At 62.4% G+C, this 20602-nt stretch carries 15 protein-coding genes; 9 read left to right on the top strand and 6 right to left on the bottom strand.

The genetic code is table 11. The features are described 5' to 3' along the window. Positions 1-19: 19 nt before the first annotated feature. Positions 20-1195: a thiolase family protein gene (locus VJ604_RS18295; protein ID WP_324084983.1), complete on the bottom strand. Its 1176-nt coding sequence runs from the start codon at positions 1193-1195 to the stop codon at positions 20-22. Between the two features lie 226 nt (positions 1196-1421). Next, positions 1422-3809, bottom strand: a complete 2388-nt coding sequence (locus tag VJ604_RS18290) for a 3-hydroxyacyl-CoA dehydrogenase/enoyl-CoA hydratase family protein (RefSeq protein WP_324084982.1) — start codon at positions 3807-3809, stop codon at positions 1422-1424. Between the two features lie 351 nt (positions 3810-4160). Between VJ604_RS18290 and VJ604_RS18285 the strand changes: the two genes are divergently transcribed. The 6 genes from VJ604_RS18285 (at position 4161) to VJ604_RS18260 (ending at position 12916) form a co-directional block, all read left to right on the top strand. After that, positions 4161-5009 (top strand): c-type cytochrome, encoded by an 849-nt coding sequence (locus VJ604_RS18285; protein ID WP_324084981.1) that lies wholly within the window; start codon positions 4161-4163, stop codon positions 5007-5009. Then, entirely contained in the window at positions 5009-8596 is a 3588-nt protein-coding gene (locus tag VJ604_RS18280) for a nitrate reductase subunit alpha (protein ID WP_324084980.1), read from the top strand. The genes VJ604_RS18285 and VJ604_RS18280 overlap by 1 nt, the downstream gene beginning before the upstream one ends. Before the next feature lie 9 nt (positions 8597-8605). Further along, positions 8606-10057 carry a nitrate reductase subunit beta gene (narH, locus tag VJ604_RS18275; RefSeq protein WP_324084979.1) on the top strand — a complete coding sequence of 484 codons (1452 nt, stop codon included), beginning with the start codon at positions 8606-8608 and terminating at the stop codon, positions 10055-10057. Beyond that, complete coding sequence (gene narJ / locus VJ604_RS18270; RefSeq protein ID WP_324084978.1) at positions 10054-10575, top strand: nitrate reductase molybdenum cofactor assembly chaperone; 522 nt, start codon at positions 10054-10056, stop codon at positions 10573-10575. The genes narH and narJ overlap by 4 nt, the downstream gene beginning before the upstream one ends. Beyond that, on the top strand, positions 10569-11234 hold the full coding sequence (locus tag VJ604_RS18265; protein ID WP_324084976.1) for a respiratory nitrate reductase subunit gamma: 666 nt from the start codon (positions 10569-10571) through the stop codon (positions 11232-11234). Before narJ ends, VJ604_RS18265 begins: the two co-directional genes overlap by 7 nt. Positions 11235-11533: 299 nt before the next feature. Then, on the top strand, positions 11534-12916 hold the full coding sequence (locus VJ604_RS18260) for a NarK family nitrate/nitrite MFS transporter (protein ID WP_324084975.1): 1383 nt from the start codon (positions 11534-11536) through the stop codon (positions 12914-12916). Positions 12917-13298: 382 nt separating this feature from the next. On the opposite strand, the gene VJ604_RS18255 is transcribed toward VJ604_RS18260, so the two are convergent. Then, positions 13299-14249, bottom strand: a complete 951-nt coding sequence (locus VJ604_RS18255) for a bestrophin family protein (RefSeq protein ID WP_324084974.1) — start codon at positions 14247-14249, stop codon at positions 13299-13301. A gap of 236 nt (positions 14250-14485) precedes the next feature. Between VJ604_RS18255 and mobA the strand changes: the two genes are divergently transcribed. Both mobA and VJ604_RS18245 read left to right on the top strand, forming a co-directional pair. After that, complete coding sequence (gene mobA / locus VJ604_RS18250; protein WP_324084973.1) at positions 14486-15094, top strand: molybdenum cofactor guanylyltransferase; 609 nt, start codon at positions 14486-14488, stop codon at positions 15092-15094. A gap of 5 nt (positions 15095-15099) precedes the next feature. Further along, positions 15100-16317 carry a molybdopterin molybdotransferase MoeA gene (locus VJ604_RS18245; RefSeq protein WP_324084990.1) on the top strand — a complete coding sequence of 406 codons (1218 nt, stop codon included), beginning with the start codon at positions 15100-15102 and terminating at the stop codon, positions 16315-16317. Between the two features lie 52 nt (positions 16318-16369). Here VJ604_RS18245 and VJ604_RS18240 read toward each other — a convergent pair whose 3' ends face one another. Continuing rightward, positions 16370-18181: an AMP-dependent synthetase/ligase gene (locus VJ604_RS18240; protein ID WP_324084972.1), complete on the bottom strand. Its 1812-nt coding sequence runs from the start codon at positions 18179-18181 to the stop codon at positions 16370-16372. A gap of 320 nt (positions 18182-18501) precedes the next feature. Between VJ604_RS18240 and VJ604_RS18235 the strand changes: the two genes are divergently transcribed. Then, the gene (locus tag VJ604_RS18235; protein ID WP_324084971.1) at positions 18502-18816 is read left to right on the top strand and encodes a hypothetical protein; all 315 of its coding nucleotides are present in this window, start codon (positions 18502-18504) and stop codon (positions 18814-18816) included. Positions 18817-18823: 7 nt separating this feature from the next. Here the strand turns inward: VJ604_RS18235 and VJ604_RS18230 are convergent, their stop codons facing one another. Both VJ604_RS18230 and VJ604_RS18225 read right to left on the bottom strand, forming a co-directional pair. Further along, positions 18824-20179, bottom strand: coding sequence for a TRAFs-binding domain-containing protein (locus tag VJ604_RS18230; RefSeq protein ID WP_324084970.1), 1356 nt, complete (start codon positions 20177-20179; stop codon positions 18824-18826). 94 nt (positions 20180-20273) lie between these two features. Continuing rightward, positions 20274-20602, bottom strand: a 329-nt coding sequence (locus VJ604_RS18225) for a hypothetical protein (protein WP_324084969.1), incomplete at its 5' end; no start/stop codon positions are given.

Raw genomic sequence — 20602 nt, 5'->3', positions numbered from 1 at the left:
TTCGTTCCTGCTACCTAATTCATGCCAGCATTTCAAAGATCCCGGCGGCACCCATGCCGCCGCCGATGCACATAGAGACCATTCCATACCTGACGCGGCGTCTCTTCATCTCGTGCAACAGCGTCGCCGTCAGCTTGGCCCCGGTGCAGCCGAGCGGATGCCCGAGCGCGATGGCGCCTCCGTTCACGTTGACGATCTCCTGCTTGAGGCCAAGCTCCCTGATGCAGGCCAGCGACTGGACCGCAAAGGCCTCGTTGAGTTCGATCAGACCGAGGTCGCCAAGTTCGAGATTCGCCATTTTGAGGGCCGCCGGAATGGCCTCTACCGGGCCGATCCCCATGATTTCAGGCGGCACCCCCTTGACGGCAAAGGCGAGGAAACGCGCCATCGGTGTGAAGCCCTTTTCCTTGAGAAAGCGCTCCGAAACAACCAGCACGGCGGCAGCCCCGTCGGTCATCTGCGACGAGTTGCCGGCGGTGACCGTGCCGCTCGCCTTGAAGGCAGGTTTCAGCTTGCTGAGCGCCTCCACGGTGGTGTCTCCGCGCACCCCGTCATCGGCATCGACGGTCTCCTTGGAGCGAACGAGCTTGCCGTTCACCACCAGGCAACGCTCGGCCTCGACCGGGATGATCTCCTCGGCGAAACGACCACTGATCACCGCTTCAGCTGCCTTCCGGTGGCTGTCGGCGGCAAAGGCATCCTGCTCCGCGCGCGAGATGGCGTACTTCTCGACCAACAGTTCGGCCGTGATACCCATAGAAGCGTAGGTCTCCGGCCAGGAGCCCATCAGCGATGGGTTCGGGGAGAATTTGTTGCCGCCCATCGGGATCATGCTCATGCTCTCGGCGCCGCCGGCGATGATGCAGTCGGCGAAACCGGCCATGATTCTGTCCGCCGCCGAGGCTATGGTCTGCAACCCGGACGAACAGAAACGGTTCACCGTCTGGGCGGGAACCTGGTACGGGACGCCGGCCTTGAAGGCGGCGATCCGAGCGAGGTTCATCCCCTGCTCTCCCTCCGGGAAGGCGCAGCCCATCATGATGTCGTCAACCTGGGCCGGATCGACTCCGGTTCTCGCGATAAGCCCCTTGATGGCGGCTGCCGCCAGCTCATCCGGCCGGACGTCTTTCAATTTACCTTTATAGGCCTTGGTGCCCGGTGTGCGGAAGGCGGCCACTATATATGCGTTGCTCATTGCATCCTCCGGATTGCTATTGCTATCTTCCTGTCCCCCTCACCTCTCCCCTCATCGTATCAGGCATCCCCTCTCCCGAAGGGGGAGGGCTAGGGAGGGGGAACCTAGGCTCGCGCGGGAAGCACCCACGTGCAACGGGACAGCGCTCCCCCCTCACTCCTCCCCCCTTCGGGAGGAGGAGTGCTGGCAGAGTTGAGAAGTATTGAGTTTCCTTGAAGTCTTAACTTTAGTTTCTGAGCGGTTTCCCTTTCTTCAGCATGTGCTGGATGCGCTCGGCGGTTTTCTTCTGGCCGCAGAACTTGAGGAACATCTCCCTTTCCAGGTCGAGCAGATACTGCTCGCTGATCAGCGTACCGGCCGGCAGGTCCCCGCCGGTGATCACCTCAGCGATGCCGGAGGCAAGGTAGCGGTCATGGCTGGAAATGAATTCCCCTTTCTCGAGGTTCCACAGCTGAGCCTTGATGGCCGCGGCGATGCTGCGTCCCGGCGCCTTGAGCCCGGTGACCGGGCGCCCAGGGCGGTAGTTGGCGGCCAGGGCGATCACCTTCTGCTTGGCGTCGTGCAGGCGCCGGTCGATGTCCATGCTGACCGAGTCGCCGTGGCGCATGAACCCCATCTCGAAGAGCTCGTCACCAGATGTGCTCACCTTGGCCATGGCGATGTTCCGGTAATTCTTGAGGAGGAAGGGCATCACCTCGCAGTCGTTCTGCTCGGCCAACTGGATGGCGCGTATCGCCATCTCCTTGGTGCCGCCACCGGCCGGCAGCAGCCCTACCCCAATCTCGACCAGCCCCATGTAGGTCTCGGCATGGGCGTTGATGGCGTCGGCGTGCAGGCAGGTCTCACATCCTCCCCCCATCGCCAACTGGTGGGGGGCGGCCACCACCGGGATCTTGGAGTATTTGATGGCCATCATCGCCTTCTGGAAGGCTCTCACCATGAGGTCGATCTCGTCGTAGGCCCCTTCGGCTATGGCCATGGCGATGAGCATGAGGTTCGCCCCCGCCGAGAAAACCCCGCCCTCGTTGCCGATCACCAGCCCGACCCCGTCCTGCTCGGCCCGACGGATGGCTTTGTGGACCATGGACATGGTATCGCCGCCGATGGTGTTCAGCTTGGAGTGGAATTCCAGGCAGAAGACGCCATCCCCAAGGTCGACCACCGAGGCGGCGGAGTTGTGCTCGGCCACGGCACCGGCATCTTTCAAAAGGGTGAGCGACACCGCGGTGGCAGCCCGGGGAACCTCGACGAAGCCCTTGTCAGCGACGCTGTAGTAAAACCGCTTGCCACCCTCTACCTTGTAGAAACGCTCCACCTCTCGCAGCATCTGGGGGAGCGGGACGGCGTCCCTGTCGGCCCGTTCCACGAAGGCGGCGACGCCAAGGGCGTCAAGGATCTCGAAGGGGCCAAGCTCCCAGTTGTACCCCCACTTCATGGCGTTGTCGATGTTGAGGACATCGTCTGCGATCTCCGGGATCCTCCTGGCGGCGTAGATCAGGGTGTCGCGCACAGTCTTCCAGGCGAATTCCGCAGCATGGTCGGTCCCGTTCACCAGGGTACTGACGCGCGCCCCCGGATCGTCGATCATCTTGGTGGCGAGCACCGAGGCGAACTTCGGCGACACCGTCGGCCGGTACTCGCCGGTTCGGTAGTCGTAGAAGAACTTGACGCTGTTACCTTCCACGGTCTCCCTCTTGTAGAACCCTTTGCCGGCCTTCTTGCCGATCAAGCCCAAGGAGACCATCTGCTTCATGCTGTCAGGGACCTTGAACAGCTCGCGCTCTTCGTCATTAACCAGCAACTGGTAACTGTTCTCCATGACACGGCCTACGGTGTCGATGCCAACCAGATCCCAGAGCGCGAAGGTCGCCGTCTTGGGACGGGCCATGGCCGCCCCCGTAATGGCGTCCGCCTCCTCCACCGTCAGCCCCATTTCATCCATGTGCCGGTAGGTAACCGCGCCTGCGTAGGCGCCGATCCGATTGGCGATGAAGTTCGGTGTGTCCTTGGCGTAGACAATCCCTTTGCCGAGACGGCGCCCGAGGAAATCAGCCATGAAGCCGACCACTTCGGGATCGGCCTGCTCGCAGCCGACTATCTCCATCAACCGCATGTAGCGCGGCGGGTTGAAGAAGTGGGTGACCAGGAAATTCTTCCGGAGGCTCTCCGGCAGCACCTTGGCCATCTCGTTCACCGAAAGCCCGCTGGTGTTGGTGGAAAGGATGGCCCCTTCCTTGAGGTTTTGAACCACCTTGTCGGCGAGGAAGCGCTTCTTCACCTCCATGTTCTCGACGATCACCTCGATGGCCCAGTCGCACTCCTTCAGCCTCGCGATGTCATCCTCGAAGTTGCCGGTTTCGATGTACTCCCGGTACCTGGGAAGGTAGAGCGCGGCAGGCTTGGACTTGGTAAGTGCGTCGAGCGCCCGGGTGGCGACCTTGTTGCGAAACGCTGCCGACCCGGGATCGATCCCGGCCTTCTTCTCAGCTTCGTCCGGTTCGCCCGGCACCATGTCCAGCAGCAGCACGTCGATGCCGGCGTTAGCCAGATGTGCGGCAATGGCGGACCCCATCACACCGGAACCTAAAACTGCAACCTTGTTTATCTGTCTCATTGTCCCCCCCGCAGTACCGTACGGCTTGAAGAATTTTTACACCTTGCAAGAGAGCCCTCTTTCCGAAAGCTAACCCCTTGAAAAACCGGACGAAGGGAGTTCAAGGTCGCCAGCGCCAATGGACCGGACAGGTCCGATTTCGTAACTGATTAATATCATACCATATTTGCAGCATCACCCCAACAACAACCTTGCCCTGATCTCTGGTCCCGCAGCCGGAGCTCAGGCTCCGTTGGAAGCGACATGGATCACAACATATTTGTACGGGCATCACGTTTTTTTGATCTAGGTCAAGATTGTTTCCGAAATCCTGTTTTAGATTCGTTGCACTACACCATAAGGAGATTTCCCATGCCCCACAAAGCTGTTCTTCTTCGCGCATCGTTAGTCCTGTTGCTATTGCTGGCTACCGTCGGCATCTCCCGGGCCGATGCCGGCAAGGAGCTATTCGACAAGCAATGCGCCAGTTGCCACTCTATCGGCGGAGGGGATGGCGGGGGGCCGGACCTCAAAGGGGTCGGAGCCAGACGACCTGCCGCGTGGCTGGTGCGGGTCATCGTCGAACCGGACAAACTGACGGCGGAAAAGGACCCGACCCAGGCCGAGTTGGTCAAGAAATTCGGCATGGAGATGCCCAACCTCGGCGTCAGCGCCGATGATGCCAAGAAAATTGTGGCCTTCCTTGGCGGCAAGGCTGCCCCGGCAGGCGGCGATAAACCGGCAACCGCGGCCTCGGGAACCGCTCAGGGCCAGGCTGCCCCCGGCGAAGCCGCCAGCGCGGCAGCGCCTGCCGAGCCCCCCAAAGAGGTGGTGGTCACCCCGGTGCTGGTTGCGGCAGGGCGTGACCTATTCAACGGCAAGGTCCGCTTCGCCAACGGCGGCGCGCCCTGCGTCTCTTGTCATGGGCTCACCTACCCGGGAGTAACCGGCGGCGCCCTGGCAGCCGACCTGACCGACCTCTACAAAAAGATGGGGGAAAACGGCGTGCGCGGGGTCCTGAAAACCTTGGCGTTCCCGGTAATGAAGAAGGCCTACGCTGACCGTCCCCTCACCGAGCAGGAAACGACGGCGCTCATCGCCCTCTTCAAGGACGCCTCTGCCAAGAAGCATCCCGCTTCCGACCCCTACCCCCTGGCGGGACTCGGCTTCTTTGGCGTCTGCCTGGTCGGACTCATCATCTTCAAGAGGAGAATCGGATAATGTCGCATAGCCGGATCAAAGACGATCACACAACAAGAAACCGGGACTGGGAAGATTTCTACCGCAACCGGTGGCAGCACGACAAGGTGGTGCGCAGCACCCACGGCGTGAACTGCACGGGCGGCTGCAGCTGGATGGTGCACGTGAAGGACGGTATCGTCGGCTGGGAGCTGCAGGCCAACGACTACCCCCAGTTCGACGGCACCATCCCCAACCACGAACCTCGCGGCTGCCCGCGCGGGGCCAGTTACTCCTGGTACCTCTACAGCCCGATGCGGGTGAAGTATCCCTACCTGCGCGGGGCCCTGCTCGACCTCTGGATGGAGGCGAGGAAGATCCACGAGGATCCGGTCCAGGCCTGGGCCAGCATCGTGGAAGATCCCAAGGCGCGTCTGGCCTACACCGGAAAGCGCGGCATGGGCGGCTTCAGGCGCGGCGACTGGGAAACCGTCACCGAGATCATCGCCGCCTCCAGCGTCTACACCGCCAAGAAACACGGCCCGGACCGGGTGATCGGCTTCTCCCCCATCCCGGCCATGTCCATGATCAGCTACGCTGCGGGCTCCCGCTTCCTCCAGCTCTTCGGGGGCGTCTCCATGAGCTTCTACGACTGGTACTGCGACCTCCCCCCGGCCTCCCCGCAGATCTGGGGCGAGCAGACCGACGTCAACGAGTCGGCGGACTGGTACAACGCCTCCTACATCGTACTGTGCGGCTCCAACGTCCCGATGACCCGCACCCCGGACGCCCACTACCTCACCGAGGCCAAGTACCGCGGCACCAAGGTGGTGGTGATGTCGCCGGACTACTCCATGGCCAGCAAGGTGGCCGACGCCTGGCTCCCGGTCCAGCAGGGGCACGACGCCGCCTTCTGGATGGCGGTCAACCACGTGATCCTGAAGGAGTTCTACGCCGAGCGCCAGGTCCCCTTCTTCGAGGAGTATGTCAGGAAGTACACCGACCTCCCCTTCCTGGTCAAGCTGACCCCCGCCGCCGATGGCAAGGGAGATGCCTGGCGCCAGGGGGAGTTCCTGCGCGCCGACGAGTTCGAACGCTCTGCCTCCCTGGAGCACGCCGACTGGACACTTTGCGTGGGCGACCGCGCCGGCGAGGTACGCGTCCCCCACGGCAGCCTCGGCTCGCGCTGGAGCAAGCAGGAAGGGAAATGGAACCTCGACATGAAGGACATGGTGGACGGCGGCGGTATCGACGCGGCCCTCACCTTCCTGGGCGAGGAGACCCGCATGGTCCGTTTCTGCATCGAAGGTGAGCGCGACGCCCTGCGCGAGGTGCCGGTGCGCCGGGTCGCCACCAAAAACGGCGAGGTAGTGGTCACCACAGTATTCGACCTCTTGATGGCGCAGTTCGGCGTCTCGCGCGGGCTGGCCGGCGACTATCCGCACAGCTACGACTCCGAGCTCCCCTTCACCCCCAAGTGGCAGGAGAAGCACACCGGCATCGACGCCGAGACCGTGCTGAAGATCGCCAGGGAATGGGGCCAAAACGGCGAGCAGAGCGGCGGCCGCAACATGATCATCATCGGCGCCGGGGTGAACCACTGGTACCACAACGACCTGATCTACCGCGCCGCCATCACCGCCCTGATCCTGACCGGGAGCGTCGGCAGAAACGGCGCCGGGCTCGCCCACTACGTAGGGCAGGAGAAGGTCGCCCCGCTCTCCCCCTGGACCTCCATCGCCATGGCGCAGGACTGGCAAAAGCCCTCCCGCCTGCAGAACACGCCGAGCTTCTGGTACATGCACTCGGACCAGTGGCGCTACGACCGAAGCTTCGTCGACTACTTCAAGCCGGAGACCGGCGAGAAGATGCCGATGCACGCCGCCGACTTCAACGCCAAGGCGGTCCGGCTTGGCTGGCTCCCCTTCGCCCCCCACTTCAACGCCAACCCCCTCCAGCTGATGGAGCAGGCGAAAAATGAGGGATGTCAGAGCGACGAGGAGGTACGCACCTGGCTGGTGGGGCGGCTGAAGAGCGGCAGCACCCGTTTCGCCATCGAGGATCCGGACGGCGCCGGCAACTCGCCCAAGGTCTGGTTCATCTGGCGTGGCAACGCGATCTCCTCCAGCGCCAAGGGTCATGAGTTCTTCCTGAAGCACGTGGTTGGGGCGCCCAATAGCAGCTTCACCGCCACGGAAAAGGCCAAGGGGCAGGTCAAGGACATCGTCTGGCACGATAAGGCGCCGGAGGCCAAGGTGGACCTGATAGTCGACCTCAACTTCAGGATGGACACCTCGACCCTCTATTCGGATATCGTGCTGCCGGCCGCCACCTGGTACGAGAAGAGCGACCTCAACACCACTGACATGCACTCCTTCGTGAACTGCATGGATGCCGCCGTTCCTCCTTCCTGGGAGTCCAAATCGGACTGGAAGACCTTCGCCACCATCGCCAAGAAGGTGAGCGAGCTCTCGGCACGGCACTTCCCGTCGCCGGTGAAGGATATCGTCGCCGCCCCGCTGTTGCACGACACCCCGGGTGAAATCGCCCAGCGCCAGGTTGCTGACTGGAAACTCGCAGAATGCGAGCCGGTCCCGGGCAAGACCATGCCCAACCTCGCCGTGGTGGAGCGCGATTACCAGGGGCTCTACAACCGCTTCATGTCGCTTGGGCCGCAGATCGGCCACCTCGGGTCGCACGGCAACTATTACGACGCGGACGACGAACACGAGAAGCTCCTGGCGACTCTTCCCAACCGGAGCTGGAACGGCAAATCGTACGTCGACCTGGAGGACGAGCGGGTGGTGGCGGACGTGATCCTGTCGCTGGCCTCGGAGACCAACGGCGAACTGGCCCACCGGGCCTTCGAGAAGCTGGAGAAGCGGGTAGGCAAGCCGCTCGCACAGATCTCCGCGGGCAACCGGGACTTCCGGATGAAGTGGGAGGACGTCACCCAGAAGCCGCGCCGGGCCATCAGCTCGCCGATCTGGAGCGGACTGATGAACGACGGCCGCCCTTACGCCCCCTTCACCCTGAACGTGGAGCACGACGTCCCCTGGCGCACCCTGTCCGGGCGCCAGTCGCTCTACCTGGATCATCCGTACTACCGTGAGTTCCACGAAGGGCTGCCGACCTTCAAAGGGAAGCTGGACCCTACGGTCCTGGACGAGACCGAGGGGGAAAGCGGGCTGGTGCTGAACTTCCTGACGCCGCACGGCAAGTGGGGAATCCACTCCACCTACAGCGACAACCTGAGGATGCTGACCCTCTCCCGGGGAGGCCAGGCCATCTGGCTGAACCACGAGGACGCGGCCGGGGCAGGCATCGAGGACAACGAGAGCATCGAGGTGTACAACGCCAACGGGGTGGTGGTCTGCCGTTCCATCGTCTCCTCCCGTATCCCGCAGGGGGCCGCGGTGATGTACCACGCGCCGGAGAGGACCCTGAACGTCAAGAAGTCCAAGAAGAGCGGCAAACGGGGAGGCGTGCACAACAGCCTGTCCAGGATCCGTCTCAAGCCGACGCTGATGCTGGGTGGCTACGCCCAGTTCAGCTACTACTTCAACTACTGGGGTCCCACCGGCGTGAACCGCGACAGCTACGTGGTGGTGCGGAAGCTCAAGGGATAAGGGGTTACCATGGATGTCAGAGCACAAATAGTGATGGTTTTCAACCTGGACAAGTGCATCGGCTGCCACACCTGTTCGATCTCCTGCAAGAACATCTGGACCGACAGAAAAGGCGCCGAGTACATGTGGTGGAACAACGTCGAGACCAAGCCCGGCGTCGGCTACCCGAAGCATTGGGAGAACCAGGAGCGCTTCAAGGGGGGATGGATAGCCGACGGCAAGAAGCTGAGCCTGAAAGGGCTCGGCAAGGGGCCGACCCTGGCAAGCATGTTCTTCCAGCCCAACATGCCGAAGATGGAGGACTACTACGAGCCGTTCGACTTCGACTACGCCGACCTCGCCGGCGCCAAGCCCGGTGACGACCAGCCGGTAGCCAGGGCCTTCTCGCAGATCAGCGGGAAAACGATCGAGGAGATCGAAGGTGGTCCCAACTGGGACGACGATCTGTCCGGCTCGCAGGTCTACGCCGCCAAGGACCTGAACCTGCAGGAAAAGCAGGTAATCGATTCCTACGATTCCATGTTCATGCAGTACCTGCCGCGCATGTGCAACCACTGCCTGAACCCCGCCTGCGTTGCCTCCTGTCCTTCCCGCGCCCTCTACAAGCGCGGCGAGGACGGCGTGGTGCTGGTGGACCAGGAGGTCTGCAAGGGGTGGCGCTTTTGCACCAGCGCCTGCCCGTACAAGAAGGTCTACTTCAACTGGCAAAGCGGCAAAGCGGAGAAGTGCATCTTCTGCTACCCCCGTGCCGAGAGCGGCCAGTGCAACGCCTGCGCGCACAGCTGCGTGGGGAGGATCCGCTACGTCGGCGTGCTCCTCTATGACGCGGAGGGGGTGGAGGCCGCGGCGCTGGTCAAGGACGACGAACTGGTCGAGGCCCATCGCGCTCTCATCCTAAATCCCAATGATCCCGCGGTACGCGAGGGGGCCCGCAAAAACGGGGTCTCCGAGCGCTGGCTGGACGCAGCGGTGAAATCGCCGGTCTACACGCTGGTGAAAGAGTTCGGCCTCGCCCTCCCCCTGCACCCTGAGTTTAGGACGGTGCCGATGGCCTACTACATCCCGTCGCTCTCTCCGGTCCTCTCCACCTTCGGCGACACCCACAAACTCCTGGAGCACGGCATGATCCCGGCCCTGGAAACGCTCCGCGTGCCGATCGGCTACCTCGCGAGCCTGCTGTCCGGCGGCAACCATCGGGTCGTTGGGGACGTCCTCAAGAAGCTGATCGCCGTCCGGGTCCACATGCGGGCGCAAAACCTGAAACAGGAGGCTGACCCGGTCGTACTGCGGGAAGCGGGCCTCGATCAGGATGGGGCGAACAGGCTCTACCGGCTGTTCACCATAGCCGGCTACAACGAGCGCTTCGTCATCCCCCCGCAGCAGCGCGAGGAGCAGGACCCGCAGCTGCGCAAGCAGGAGGGAGGTTTCGGCCTCCTCAAGAAAACGAGGGGGGGACGATGAGCGTCGAAGAAAAGTACCGAGACCTGGCTCTGCTGCTCGACTATCCCGGGGAGAAGGCGCCGCTGATCGAGTCCTGCGGCAGGCTGGCACCGTTGCTCGGTGAGGCGTTCCCGACCATGCTGCACGGTTCGACGCCGGCCGAGTTGCAGGAGGAATATGTCGCCCTCTTCGACTTCAACCCGGCGCTCGCCCCCTATCTTGGGCACCACCTTTACGGGGACAACCAGAAGAAGGCTTCCTACATGATCGCGGTGAAGGAACAGTTCAGGCAATTCGATTTCCAGCCCGCCGGTAACGAACTGCCGGACCACCTCGGGGTGCTCCTCTCCTTCCTGGCGCACCTCGCCCTGCTGGGTGAGGACGACTTCCGGCGGCGCTTCATCCGTGAGATGGTGACCCCGGGACTGGAGAAGTTCGTTGCGGCTTCCGCGCCGCTTACCCGTTCGCCCTGGCTCTCGCTGGTGGAGGCAGCCGGCCTGCTGTGCAACGCCGACTGTCAGGAGGTTCCCGCATGTTAAACAACTTCATCTTCATCGCCCTCCCCTACCTGGCCATCGCCTTGGTGCTGCTGGTGACGCCGTACCGCTTTTTGAGCAACCGGCTCACCTGGTCGGCCTACTCCACCCAATTCCTGGAGCGGAAGCTCCTGTTCTGGGGGATCAACCCCTGGCACTACGGGATCATCCCGGTGCTGGCGGCGCACATCATCGGCTTCTGCTTCCCCGGGCCGATCAGGGCCTTGCTGGGCAACCGCGAGACCCTCCTTTTTGTGGAGAGCTGCGGGCTGGGGCTGGGGATCTTCTCCCTTATGGGATGCCTTTTGCTCCTTTTGCGCCGCTGCAACGCACCGAACCTGAAGCGGGTCACCTTTAGCTCGGACTGGCTGGTCCTCTACCTGCTGGCCTTCCAGGCGGGCACCGGGGTCTACATCGGCTACTTCCTGCGTTGGGGGTCGGCGTGGTACCTGCACACCGCTGTACCCTACCTCTGGTCGATCGTGTCGTTCAACCCGCAGCTCGAGTACGTGGCCGATTTCCCGCTCGTCTTCAAGCTGCACGCAGCCAGCGCCTTCCTGATCGTGGCGCTGCTCCCCTTCACGAAGCTCGTGCACCTGCTCTACCTGCCCATCGACTTCCTGAAGGATCCGCCCATCCTGTACCGGTGGCGAGCTAAGTAACGGAGAGCCGAAAGCTATCCCTTTGTCTCCCCTTTATTCAGAGATTTCAGGCCATTCCGAGAAGCTGTAAGTCGGTCCGTTCGTGCTGAGCTTGTCGAAGCACCCTCCCCGACCTTCACAAGCTAGTCCTTCGACAGGCTCAGGACGAACGGGGTTAAGAGCTTGATAAGCCGGTCAATGCACACAGCGATCCTCCCTTCAAGGGGAGGGACAGGATGAGGAATTAGGACCTGTTGCGGAGCTTGAGGTTTCAGAAGAAAACACACTATAATCGTTGAAATGTAAAGGAGTAGCGATACATGTCCCGTGTACTGAAAGTCTGGAATCCCGAGTGCGAAACATTCTGGCACAACGAGGGGAAGGCCATCGCCTCCCGCAACCTCTGGATCTCCATCCCCTCCCTCTTCCTCTCCTTCGCGGTCTGGATGGTCTGGAGCGTGGTGGTGATCAACCTCCCCTCCATCGGTTTTAGCTTCGACGCCAACCAACTCTTCTGGCTGGCCGCGCTGCCTGGCCTTTCCGGCGCCACCTTCAGGATCTTCTATTCCTTCATGATCCCCATCTTCGGCGGCAGGAAATGGACCACCATCAGCACGGCTTCGCTGCTGATCCCGGCGATCGGCATCGGCTTCGCCGTCCGCGACCCGCATACCAGCTACGGCACCATGCTGACCCTGGCCCTCTTGTGCGGCTTCGGCGGCGGGAACTTCGCCTCCAGCATGGCCAACATCAGCTTCTTCTTCCCCAAATCACAGAAAGGGACCGCCTTGGGGCTGAACGCGGGGCTCGGAAACCTGGGTGTGAGCGCCATGCAGTTCCTTATCCCGGTGGTGATCTCGACCGGCGCCTTCGCCGCCCTTTCCGGTGCCCCCCAGACCTCGATGGTCAAGGGGGTAGCGGGGACGGTGTGGATGCAGAACGCCGGCTTCATATGGGTTCCCTTCATCGTGCTCACCACCATCGCCGCCTGGTTCGGCATGCATGACATCGCAGAGGTGAAGGCATCCTTTCGGGATCAGTCGGTCATCTTCGGGCGCAAGCACAACTGGATCATGTGCTGGCTCTACCTGGGCACCTTCGGTTCCTTCATCGGCTACTCGGCCGGTCTGCCACTGCTGATCAAGTCGCAGTTCCCGACCATGAACCCGACCCAGTACGCTTTCCTGGGACCTCTGGTGGGCGCGCTCTGCCGGCCGCTGGGGGGCTGGATCGCCGACAAGCTCGGAGGAGCCCGGGTGACCTTCTGGAACTTCGTGGCCATGGCGGTGGCCGTCTTCGGCGTCCTCCACTACCTGCCGCACAATGGATATGCAGGGAACTTCTGGGGTTTCCTCGGCATGTTCATCGTCATGTTCATTACCACCGGCATCGGCAACGGTTCTACCTTCAGGATGATACCGGTTATCTTCCTGACCGACCGCCAGCGGGCAGCTGCCGGCAAGGGGCCACAGGCCGAGGGGCAGGCACCCGCCGAAGCGGCCAAGGAAGCGGCCGCCGTCCTCGGCTTCAGCTCCGCCTTCGCAGCCTACGGCGCCTTCTTCATCCCCAAGGCCTTCGGGAGCTCGATCTCGCTTACCGGCGGTCCCCAAGGTGCGCTGTACGGCTTCCTCGCCTTCTACATCACCTGCATCGCCCTCACCTGGTACTGCTACTCCCGCAAGGGGTCACCGATGCCGTGCTGATGCCGGGTTAATTCGCATCAAAAAGGGGGATCAGGCCATGCAGCCTCGATCCCCCTTTGCTTGTTCTCATCCTACCGAATACGACTAGCCCGCACAGATATCAACCAGCCTTTGTACTTACCTGTCCTTTACTTGCCTCCCCCCCTTTCCGATTAACCCCACCGAACTTTTACCACCACGCCAGAAATAGCCCGAAAAGTCGGCCGTTCATGCTGAGATCAACGCCAAGTTGCTGAGATGCTTCTCGGCGTTACCAAGCTTCCCGCCCGACGACAGGTCAGGACCGACTCGACTCTCAGGTAGGCAAAAGACCTCTTGATCAGAGGGTGAACCTCCCGTTCTATCTGCACAGGGACGTGAGCCTCTGCCGCGCCTGCTTCCGTCAGAGTATCCGGTAATTCACCGGCGCGAGTTGCTCGGGAAGTTCCTCTTCGCCCAGCGCTGCGCGCAGGTCCCGCTCAATGGTCCGGCACATGGCCGAGAGCGCCAGGTCATTGGGAAGAATCCCGAAGGGCTCTTCGATCTCGTCACCGAGGGCATCGAGACCGAAGAAGGTGAAAGAGACGATGCCGACCACGAAGGGGGTCATGAAGCCAATGGAATCGACCAGACCGAATGGGAGGAGGAAACAGTAGAGGTAAGCGGTGCGATGCAGCAACAGGTTGTACGTGAACGGTATCGGCGTGTTCTTGATCCTTTCGCAACCGGTCAGCACGGAGGTCAACCTGGTGAGATTGGCATCGAGGGAAGCTGCGAAGTATTCCTGCACGCGCTTGCCGGTCAGCGCCTGGCGCAGATCGAACCCCATGCGCTGCAACAGGTACAGGGGCCTGTGGTGGGAGGCCGCCAGCTCCTTAGCCTCATCGGCGGCAAGAAAACTGCGCAACCCGCCGTCCGGCTCAGTCTCCCTGAGATGATGCCTAAGAGCGTGCGCAAAAGCGATCAGGCGGTACACCATCCGCGCACGCGGGTCCCCGTCTCTGAAAGGGGGCCAGGCGTTCCCCTCCTCCTGACCATCGGAAACGAAGGTAAGGATTTCGCGGGTCAGGCTCCGGCAAAGGATGATCAGCTCGCCCCACAACTTTCTCCCTTCCCAGTAACGGTCGTAACTGGCGGTGTTCCGAAAGCCGATGAAGATGGCCAGGGCCAGCCCGATCAGGCTGAAAGGGATCGGGGTCATGGTGATCTTCACTTTGAACAGCATCCCGTGAGTTACGGTGACCGCAGTCGCGAGCAGAATGGTGACAAAAAGAGGCCAGATGATACGAGGCACTATGGAGCCCCGGATGATGAAAAACAGACGCAGCCCGCTCGGCCTCTCCCTGACTATCATGAAATCCCTCCCGCCATCAATATGTATCCAGGACCCGCAGTATAAGGGCGGGGGAGCAGACAACGTTTGATGCAGGTCAAGAAATACCGGTGGCCGGCGTATACGTTTTTGGCCCCTTTCGCTGCTTTATTGACCTCCGTCAAGGAGAGCCCATGCCAGTTCCGTTAGCATCACGGCAGGCCGCGTCTGCCGCCCATGATTTAGAGCAAGAGGAAAGCTTTCTTACGGGGAGATGAGTGGAAAAACAGATCGGCGGAGTCATATTGATCGGTGGGTCGAGCAGCCGGATGGGGAGGGACAAGGCTTTCCTCGAAGTTGAAGGCAAGACGATCATCGAGAGGATCGTTGAGGTCTTCAGCGCCAATTTCTCCAGGGTCGCCCTGGTCGGCAGCCGTCCCGACCGGTTCGCTTCCTATTCGCTCCCGGTGCACCCAGACATCTACACGGGCAGCGCCCTGGGCGGCCTGTACACCGGCCTTTACCACGCGGAAACACCCTACGCCTTCGTCTCATCCTGCGATCTCCCCTACCCTAACAGCGGAGTCCTCCGCTACCTCTGCTCGCTGCGCGAGGGGTACGATGCCGTGGTGCCGAGCACCCCACACGGTATGGAACCGCTCTTCGCGCTGTACTCCAAGAGCTGCCTGCCAGCGATCAAGGCACTTTTGGACCGCGGGGAGTGCTGCGCCTACGGCTATTATCCCGACATAAAGGTCCGCCATGTGCTTCCCGCGGAACTTGCCCCCTTCGATCTCGGGGGGAATGCCTTCATAAACGTCAACACACCTGAACAGTACGCAGCGGTGGCCGACACCCCGCAGCCGCCCAGAGGGGGAAGGAGTTGAAAAAATTGGTCAGCATCGAGCAAGCACAGCACGCCATCCTTCGCCGCATCAAGACGCTGGAGACTGAAAAGGTCTCGGTCTTCGAGGGGCTGAACAGGGTCACCCCTGTCGATCACATCGCCCCGTGGGACATCCCCCCCGCCGACAACTCGGCCATGGACGGCTATGCCTTCGCCTTCCATACGCTGACCGAAAACCGGCTCCGGGTGGCAGGATTCCTGCCGGCGGGAGAGGTTCGCACCCTTCCCGTCCCACCCGGGCAAGCCATAAAGATCATGACCGGCGCCCCGGTGCCGCATGACTGCGACACCATCGTCCCCGTCGAGGAGGTGGACGAGGAAGGCGAGTGGATACGCCTGAAGAGGCAGCCCAAGGCAGGCTCCCACCTGCGCAGGCGCGGAGAGGACATCAGCACCGGCAACGTGGTGGTGGCGGCAGGGGCGCTGCTTCGCCCCCAGGAGATCGGCATGCTGTCTGCCATGGGGAAAACCACCCTGGACGTCTTTCGACGCGCCCGAGTCGCCATCATCTCGACCGGCGACGAGCTCCTGGAGCCGGGCTCGACCCCGACCACCGGCAAGATCATCAACAGCAACAGCTACAGCCTGGCGGCGCAGATCATCGACGCCGGCGGTGCCCCGGTGATGCTGGGGATCGCAGCCGACACCCTGGCTGACACCTGCGAAAAGATAAGGGCCGGCCTGTACGCCGACATGATCGTCATCTCCGGCGGGGTCTCGGTCGGCGACCGCGACTTCGTCAAGGCGGCCATAGAGGAGTTGGGCGGGGAGGTCGAGTTCTGGAAGGTGAACATGAAGCCGGGCAAGCCGCTGGCCTTCGCGCTTCTGGACGGGAAACCGGTCTTTGCCCTGCCGGGGAACCCGGTGGCGGCCATGGTTTCCTTCGAGATGTTCGTGAGGCCTTGCATCTTAAAGGCTATGGGTAACAGGGGGATTTTTCGTCCGAGGGTCGAGGCGGTCATCGAGGAGCGGGTTGATAACGACGGGCCGAGGCCCCACCTGGTTCGCGGCCTGGTCTCCCTGCGGGACAACCGTCTGGTGGTTTCGACCACCGGCAACCAGAGTTCGGGAAGGCTCACCTCCCTCACCCAGGGGAATGGACTGGTCAGGCTGGCGCCCGAGTCGGTGGTTTCCGCCGGTGACCGGGTCGAGGTACTGCTGCTGGACCGCAGCTTCGAAATGGGGAAGGAGATGGTCAGCTGAGCTAGGAGGCGCATTTCCCGGCGGATATTCGGCGCCCGGGATGGGGCCAGCCTCAGTTGTCGGAAAGACCGTACATCCGCTCGATCTTGTCCTTGTAATTCTCGGCAATCACCCGCCGCTTCAGCTTCAAGGTGGGGGTAAGCTCCCCCGCCTGCATGGTGAAATCCCGCGGCAGCAGCACGAATTTCTTGATGGTCTCGTACTGCGCCAGCTGCCCGTTGACCTCGGCCACCCGCTGCTCATAGAGCCTGAGCACCGGCTCGTGCACCACCAGGTCCTCGATGTCGTGGTAGGTGATCCCCTTTTCCATGGCAAATTCCAGCAGCCTCTCGGTGGTAGGGACCAACAGGGCGGTCAGGTACGGTTTCTTGTCGCCGACCACCATCGCCTGCGAGATGTACTTGTCGCGCTTGAGCAGGTTCTCGATCGGTTGCGGCGCGATGTTCTTGCCCCCCGCGGTGATGATCAGCTCCTTCTTACGGTCGGTGATGTAGATGAAGCGACCGTCGAGCCTGCCGATGTCGCCGGTCTTGAACCAGCCGTCTTCGATCGCCTCCGCGGTCGCGGCCTCGTCCTTGTAGTAACCGAGCATCACCTGCGGCCCCTTTACCAGCAGCTCACCGTCCTCGGCGACCTTCACCTCGGTGTGGTCGAGCGGTGTGCCGACCGACCCGAAGCGGAGCTCCTCCAGGTTGTTGTTGGAGATCACCGGGCTGGTCTCGGTGAGGCCGTACCCTTCCAGGATGGGAATGCCGATGATCCAGAAGAACTCGTTGATGCTCCGGTCCAGGGGAGCGCCGCCGCAGCAGCAGAACTTGATCCGCCCCCCGAACCGCTTGCGCAGCTTGCTGAAGATGATCCGGTCGGCCACCGCGTACTGGAAGGCCAGCAGGAGCGGGACGCTCTTGTCGATGTACTTCGCGTAGATGTAGCGCCGCCCGATGGCGAGCGCGGTCCGGAACAGCCTCCGCTTGTAGAGGGTGAGCTGGTGCACGTACTCGAAGATGCGCGAATAGATCTTCTCGAACAGCCTGGGGACGCAGACCATCACGGTCGGTTCCACCTCGATCATGTTCTCGGAAATCTTCTCGATGCTGTCAGCGAAGACGATCAGCGCCCCCGTCATCAGCGCGAGATAGTAGCCGACGCTCCTCTCCAGCACGTGGCTCAAGGGGAGAAAGCTCAGGAAGATCTCGTTGGCGCTGAGGATGGCCGCCTTCTTGATGGTGTAGGTGGCGTCGTAGAGGATGTTCTGGTGGGAGAGCATCACCCCCTTGGGGATGGCCGTGGTCCCCGAGGTGTAGATGAGGGTGGCCAGCGACACCGGCAGGATGGTCTCCATGACCGCTTCCAGCTCCTCCCGCTCCTCGGGCAGGATGGGGTCGTCGATCTCGGAGAGCTGGTAGAAGGTGGTCAACGGTGGCGAGGACTCCCCCAGGAAACGTTCGAAGGAGACCACCAGACGGACGTTGTGGATGAAGTCGCGGATCTTGAGGAGTTTTCGGTACTGCGCCTTGCTGGAGATGAAGAGCAGCTTCGCCTCGGAGTGGTTGAGGGCGTACTGGATCTGTTCGGGGGTGTTGGTCGGGTAGATGGGCACGGTGATCGCGCCGGCGCACAGGATTCCCATGTCGGCGATCACCCAGCCGGCGCGGGTCTCGGAGAGAATGGCCACCTTGTCACCGGGCTGGATGCCGAGCTTGCGCAACCCGCGCGCCACCATGAGCGCGCGATCGTAAAACTGCCGGTAACTGAGCGTCACCCACTCCCCCTGCTTCCGGAACCTGATGGCCGGCTTTCCCTCCAGCCTGGCGGCACTCTGCCTGAGCAGGTCGGGGATCGATTTGTAGGGAATGGTTTCCATGCGGGGCCCAGGTGGAACGTGAGTGGCAGGCTGTAGTTGCTTTAATGATATACGCCGCTACAGACAAGTCAAATCGCCTAGTTAAGCAAGGGACGGGCTGGTCGTAAAAGCGCGAAAGTCCGTTTCTTTAATGATAAGCTCGCCGCTGTAGCGGGGAAAGACGGAGACGACGGTCGCGGACCGGGAAGCAAGGACGGCTCCAAGGCTGCAACACCATTGACAGATGCGACGATCATCAATATTATCGCCGCTGCCTTTTGCACAACCGAAAGCGGGGTCAGCTCACCAAATCCAAGCCCGCTTCCCGAACAGGAGAGTTGATGATCGACGATATCGTAGCTGAGATGGGTCCTTTGTTTATAAAGGGGGTCTTCTCGAAAAAAACAACCTACCGGTTCCTGGTGGATGGCCAGACCATCAGCTTCACCATGGATGCCGACTCCTTTTCCGTAGAGCATGGCGCCGGGACCGGCGAGGCGGACTGCACCTGCCAGACCAGCGAGCAGATGTTCAGAAAGATCTGGTTCAAAGGTTACAAGCCCGGGATCATGGACTTCATGGGAGGCGCCATCAAATCCAACGCTCCCATGCTTTTGCCCCTCTTCCTGCGGGCTTTCGGGAAGGTACCGGCTTAACTTCCTCCTACGGCCGCGCGGTCCAGCGCGCGGCCGCTTTCAACAGCTCCTCCACCGCGTTGTCGGCCCACACCGGGCAATCTGCCCCCCGTCCCAGCCGCGCCTCCCTGATCAGCCGCAGTTTCTTGGCGGTGGTCTGAGCCTCCCACGACTCCCTGACCCGCGCAAGGCACTGCCCCAGGGCGCCGGCCGCCTTGGCCTCGTCACAGGCGAGCACGGCCAACTCCAGCAGGGTCGCGTAGTCCCAGTAGTCCGCGGCACCGGAGCGTATCCTCTGCTCGACCGCGTAATGGACCACCGGCAGGATCTCCCGCCGCCTCGGATCGGCCGGCTGCTTGAGCTCCATGAGGGTGACCGCGTTCACCCCGGAATAGGTATCGCGCCAGTCCGCCTCGAACCCCTTCCAGTAGGCGGTGGCCGCCTTGTCCAACAGCTCCTTGGCGAGCGCCTTGTCCCCTTTCTCCGCGGCCTTCTCCCACTGGTACTTCAGCACCCGTCCCAGTTTGCCGTAGGTGGTGGCGCTCGGCCCACGGCGCGCCAGCAGGTCCCGCAGCACGCGCTCCGCTTCGGCCCCTTTCCCCATCCGGTTCAGCGCCAGGGCGAGCTGCTCCTGCACCAGGAGGGTGCCGGCCAAAACGGGCGCCATGCGCGGCACCAGGGCGGTCATCTCGTTCCACCACTGCGCCTCGCGATAGCCGAAGAAAAGCTCCAGAACCACCCCCGGCTCGACCTCGGCCAGGTTACCCAGGGACGCCTCCACTGCTCTAACCGCCCCTCCTCCGCGCGACCTGGCCTCCAAAAGGCTCTGCTTGACACCCTGCTCCAGGCCGGCCTCCGCCTCGGCGGCCTTAAGCCTCGCCCCGCGGTCAAGGTTCGGGTAACCCGGCAGCTGACGAAAAAGCGGGCTGTCCGCTGCACCGCTATCCCCTTTTTTCAGCGCATCGGTTATCACGGTCCGGTACTTGGCCTCGTACTCCGGGTGTCCCTGGGGGGAGACCCGGTAGGAAACGGCACCCAGGGCCTGGGCGTCGAAGGGGAGCTGGGCGCGGCTCGCGGCGTGGATCAGCACGGTTTTTCGTGGCTGCGAGGCATGCCTGATCCCCAGGGTGTAGAAGACGGTCGGGCTCGCGGCACTGAGATCGGCCAGCACGTACTCGAAGAGGGCGAGCCTTTCCAGCAGGCGGCGGCCAAGCCCCCCGGTACGCCCCTCGTCGCCCCGGACCGCTTGCAGCCCGGCTGCCTCCACGGCAGGAACCACCAGCCGGCGATACACCGCCTCAAAATCGATCTCCCTGCCGGTGCAGTCCTTCCTCTTATCGAAGGGCATCAGGACCAGACAGCAGGGTTTGTTTGCTTCGCTCATGGTTTCCTCCTTCAAACATCACCCTCTTCCGGGAGTTCCCCCTACTTCACACTACGCCCAACGCATCCTCCCCTTCAAGGAATACAGCCCATCGCTACTCCGTGCTGTTCGGCATCACCAGGGCCTTTTCCGGAACGATTTTGACGAAGCGGCTGCGGGCGCGGGCCAGCACCACATGCACCCAGTCGGCCTCCTCCTTCTGGTGGGAATGGTAGAGTTCCCGGCCGTACTTGCCGAGCAGCTCCTCCAGTTGGGCGACGTCGTCTTCCTCCAGGTCGCGGATCTCGACGCCCGCACCGCTGGCCAGCCTGCGGCGTAGGGCGTCGCGGGTGAACCCCATCTCCTGGTCCAGGTGGCAGTACACCACCCCTCCGGTCATCCCCGAACAGAGCCAGGGGCCCGGGTCCCCCAGCACCACCACGC

The organism is Geomonas sp. (assembly GCF_035254065.1).
Lineage (GTDB): Bacteria > Desulfobacterota > Desulfuromonadia > Geobacterales > Geobacteraceae > Geomonas.
This window is presented reverse-complemented; position numbering and strand designations above follow the sequence as displayed.

Coding starts and splice junctions, on each gene's coding strand:
- VJ604_RS18295 (WP_324084983.1), bottom strand. CDS start 1,195: ATGAGCAACGCATATATAGTGGCCGCCTTCCGCACACCGGGCACCAAG.
- VJ604_RS18290 (WP_324084982.1), bottom strand. CDS start 3,809: ATGAGACAGATAAACAAGGTTGCAGTTTTAGGTTCCGGTGTGATGGGG.
- VJ604_RS18285 (WP_324084981.1), top strand. CDS start 4,161: ATGCCCCACAAAGCTGTTCTTCTTCGCGCATCGTTAGTCCTGTTGCTA.
- VJ604_RS18280 (WP_324084980.1), top strand. CDS start 5,009: ATGTCGCATAGCCGGATCAAAGACGATCACACAACAAGAAACCGGGAC.
- narH (WP_324084979.1), top strand. CDS start 8,606: ATGGATGTCAGAGCACAAATAGTGATGGTTTTCAACCTGGACAAGTGC.
- narJ (WP_324084978.1), top strand. CDS start 10,054: ATGAGCGTCGAAGAAAAGTACCGAGACCTGGCTCTGCTGCTCGACTAT.
- VJ604_RS18265 (WP_324084976.1), top strand. CDS start 10,569: ATGTTAAACAACTTCATCTTCATCGCCCTCCCCTACCTGGCCATCGCC.
- VJ604_RS18260 (WP_324084975.1), top strand. CDS start 11,534: ATGTCCCGTGTACTGAAAGTCTGGAATCCCGAGTGCGAAACATTCTGG.
- VJ604_RS18255 (WP_324084974.1), bottom strand. CDS start 14,249: ATGATAGTCAGGGAGAGGCCGAGCGGGCTGCGTCTGTTTTTCATCATC.
- VJ604_RS18240 (WP_324084972.1), bottom strand. CDS start 18,181: ATGGAAACCATTCCCTACAAATCGATCCCCGACCTGCTCAGGCAGAGT.
- VJ604_RS18235 (WP_324084971.1), top strand. CDS start 18,502: ATGATCGACGATATCGTAGCTGAGATGGGTCCTTTGTTTATAAAGGGG.
- VJ604_RS18230 (WP_324084970.1), bottom strand. CDS start 20,179: ATGAGCGAAGCAAACAAACCCTGCTGTCTGGTCCTGATGCCCTTCGAT.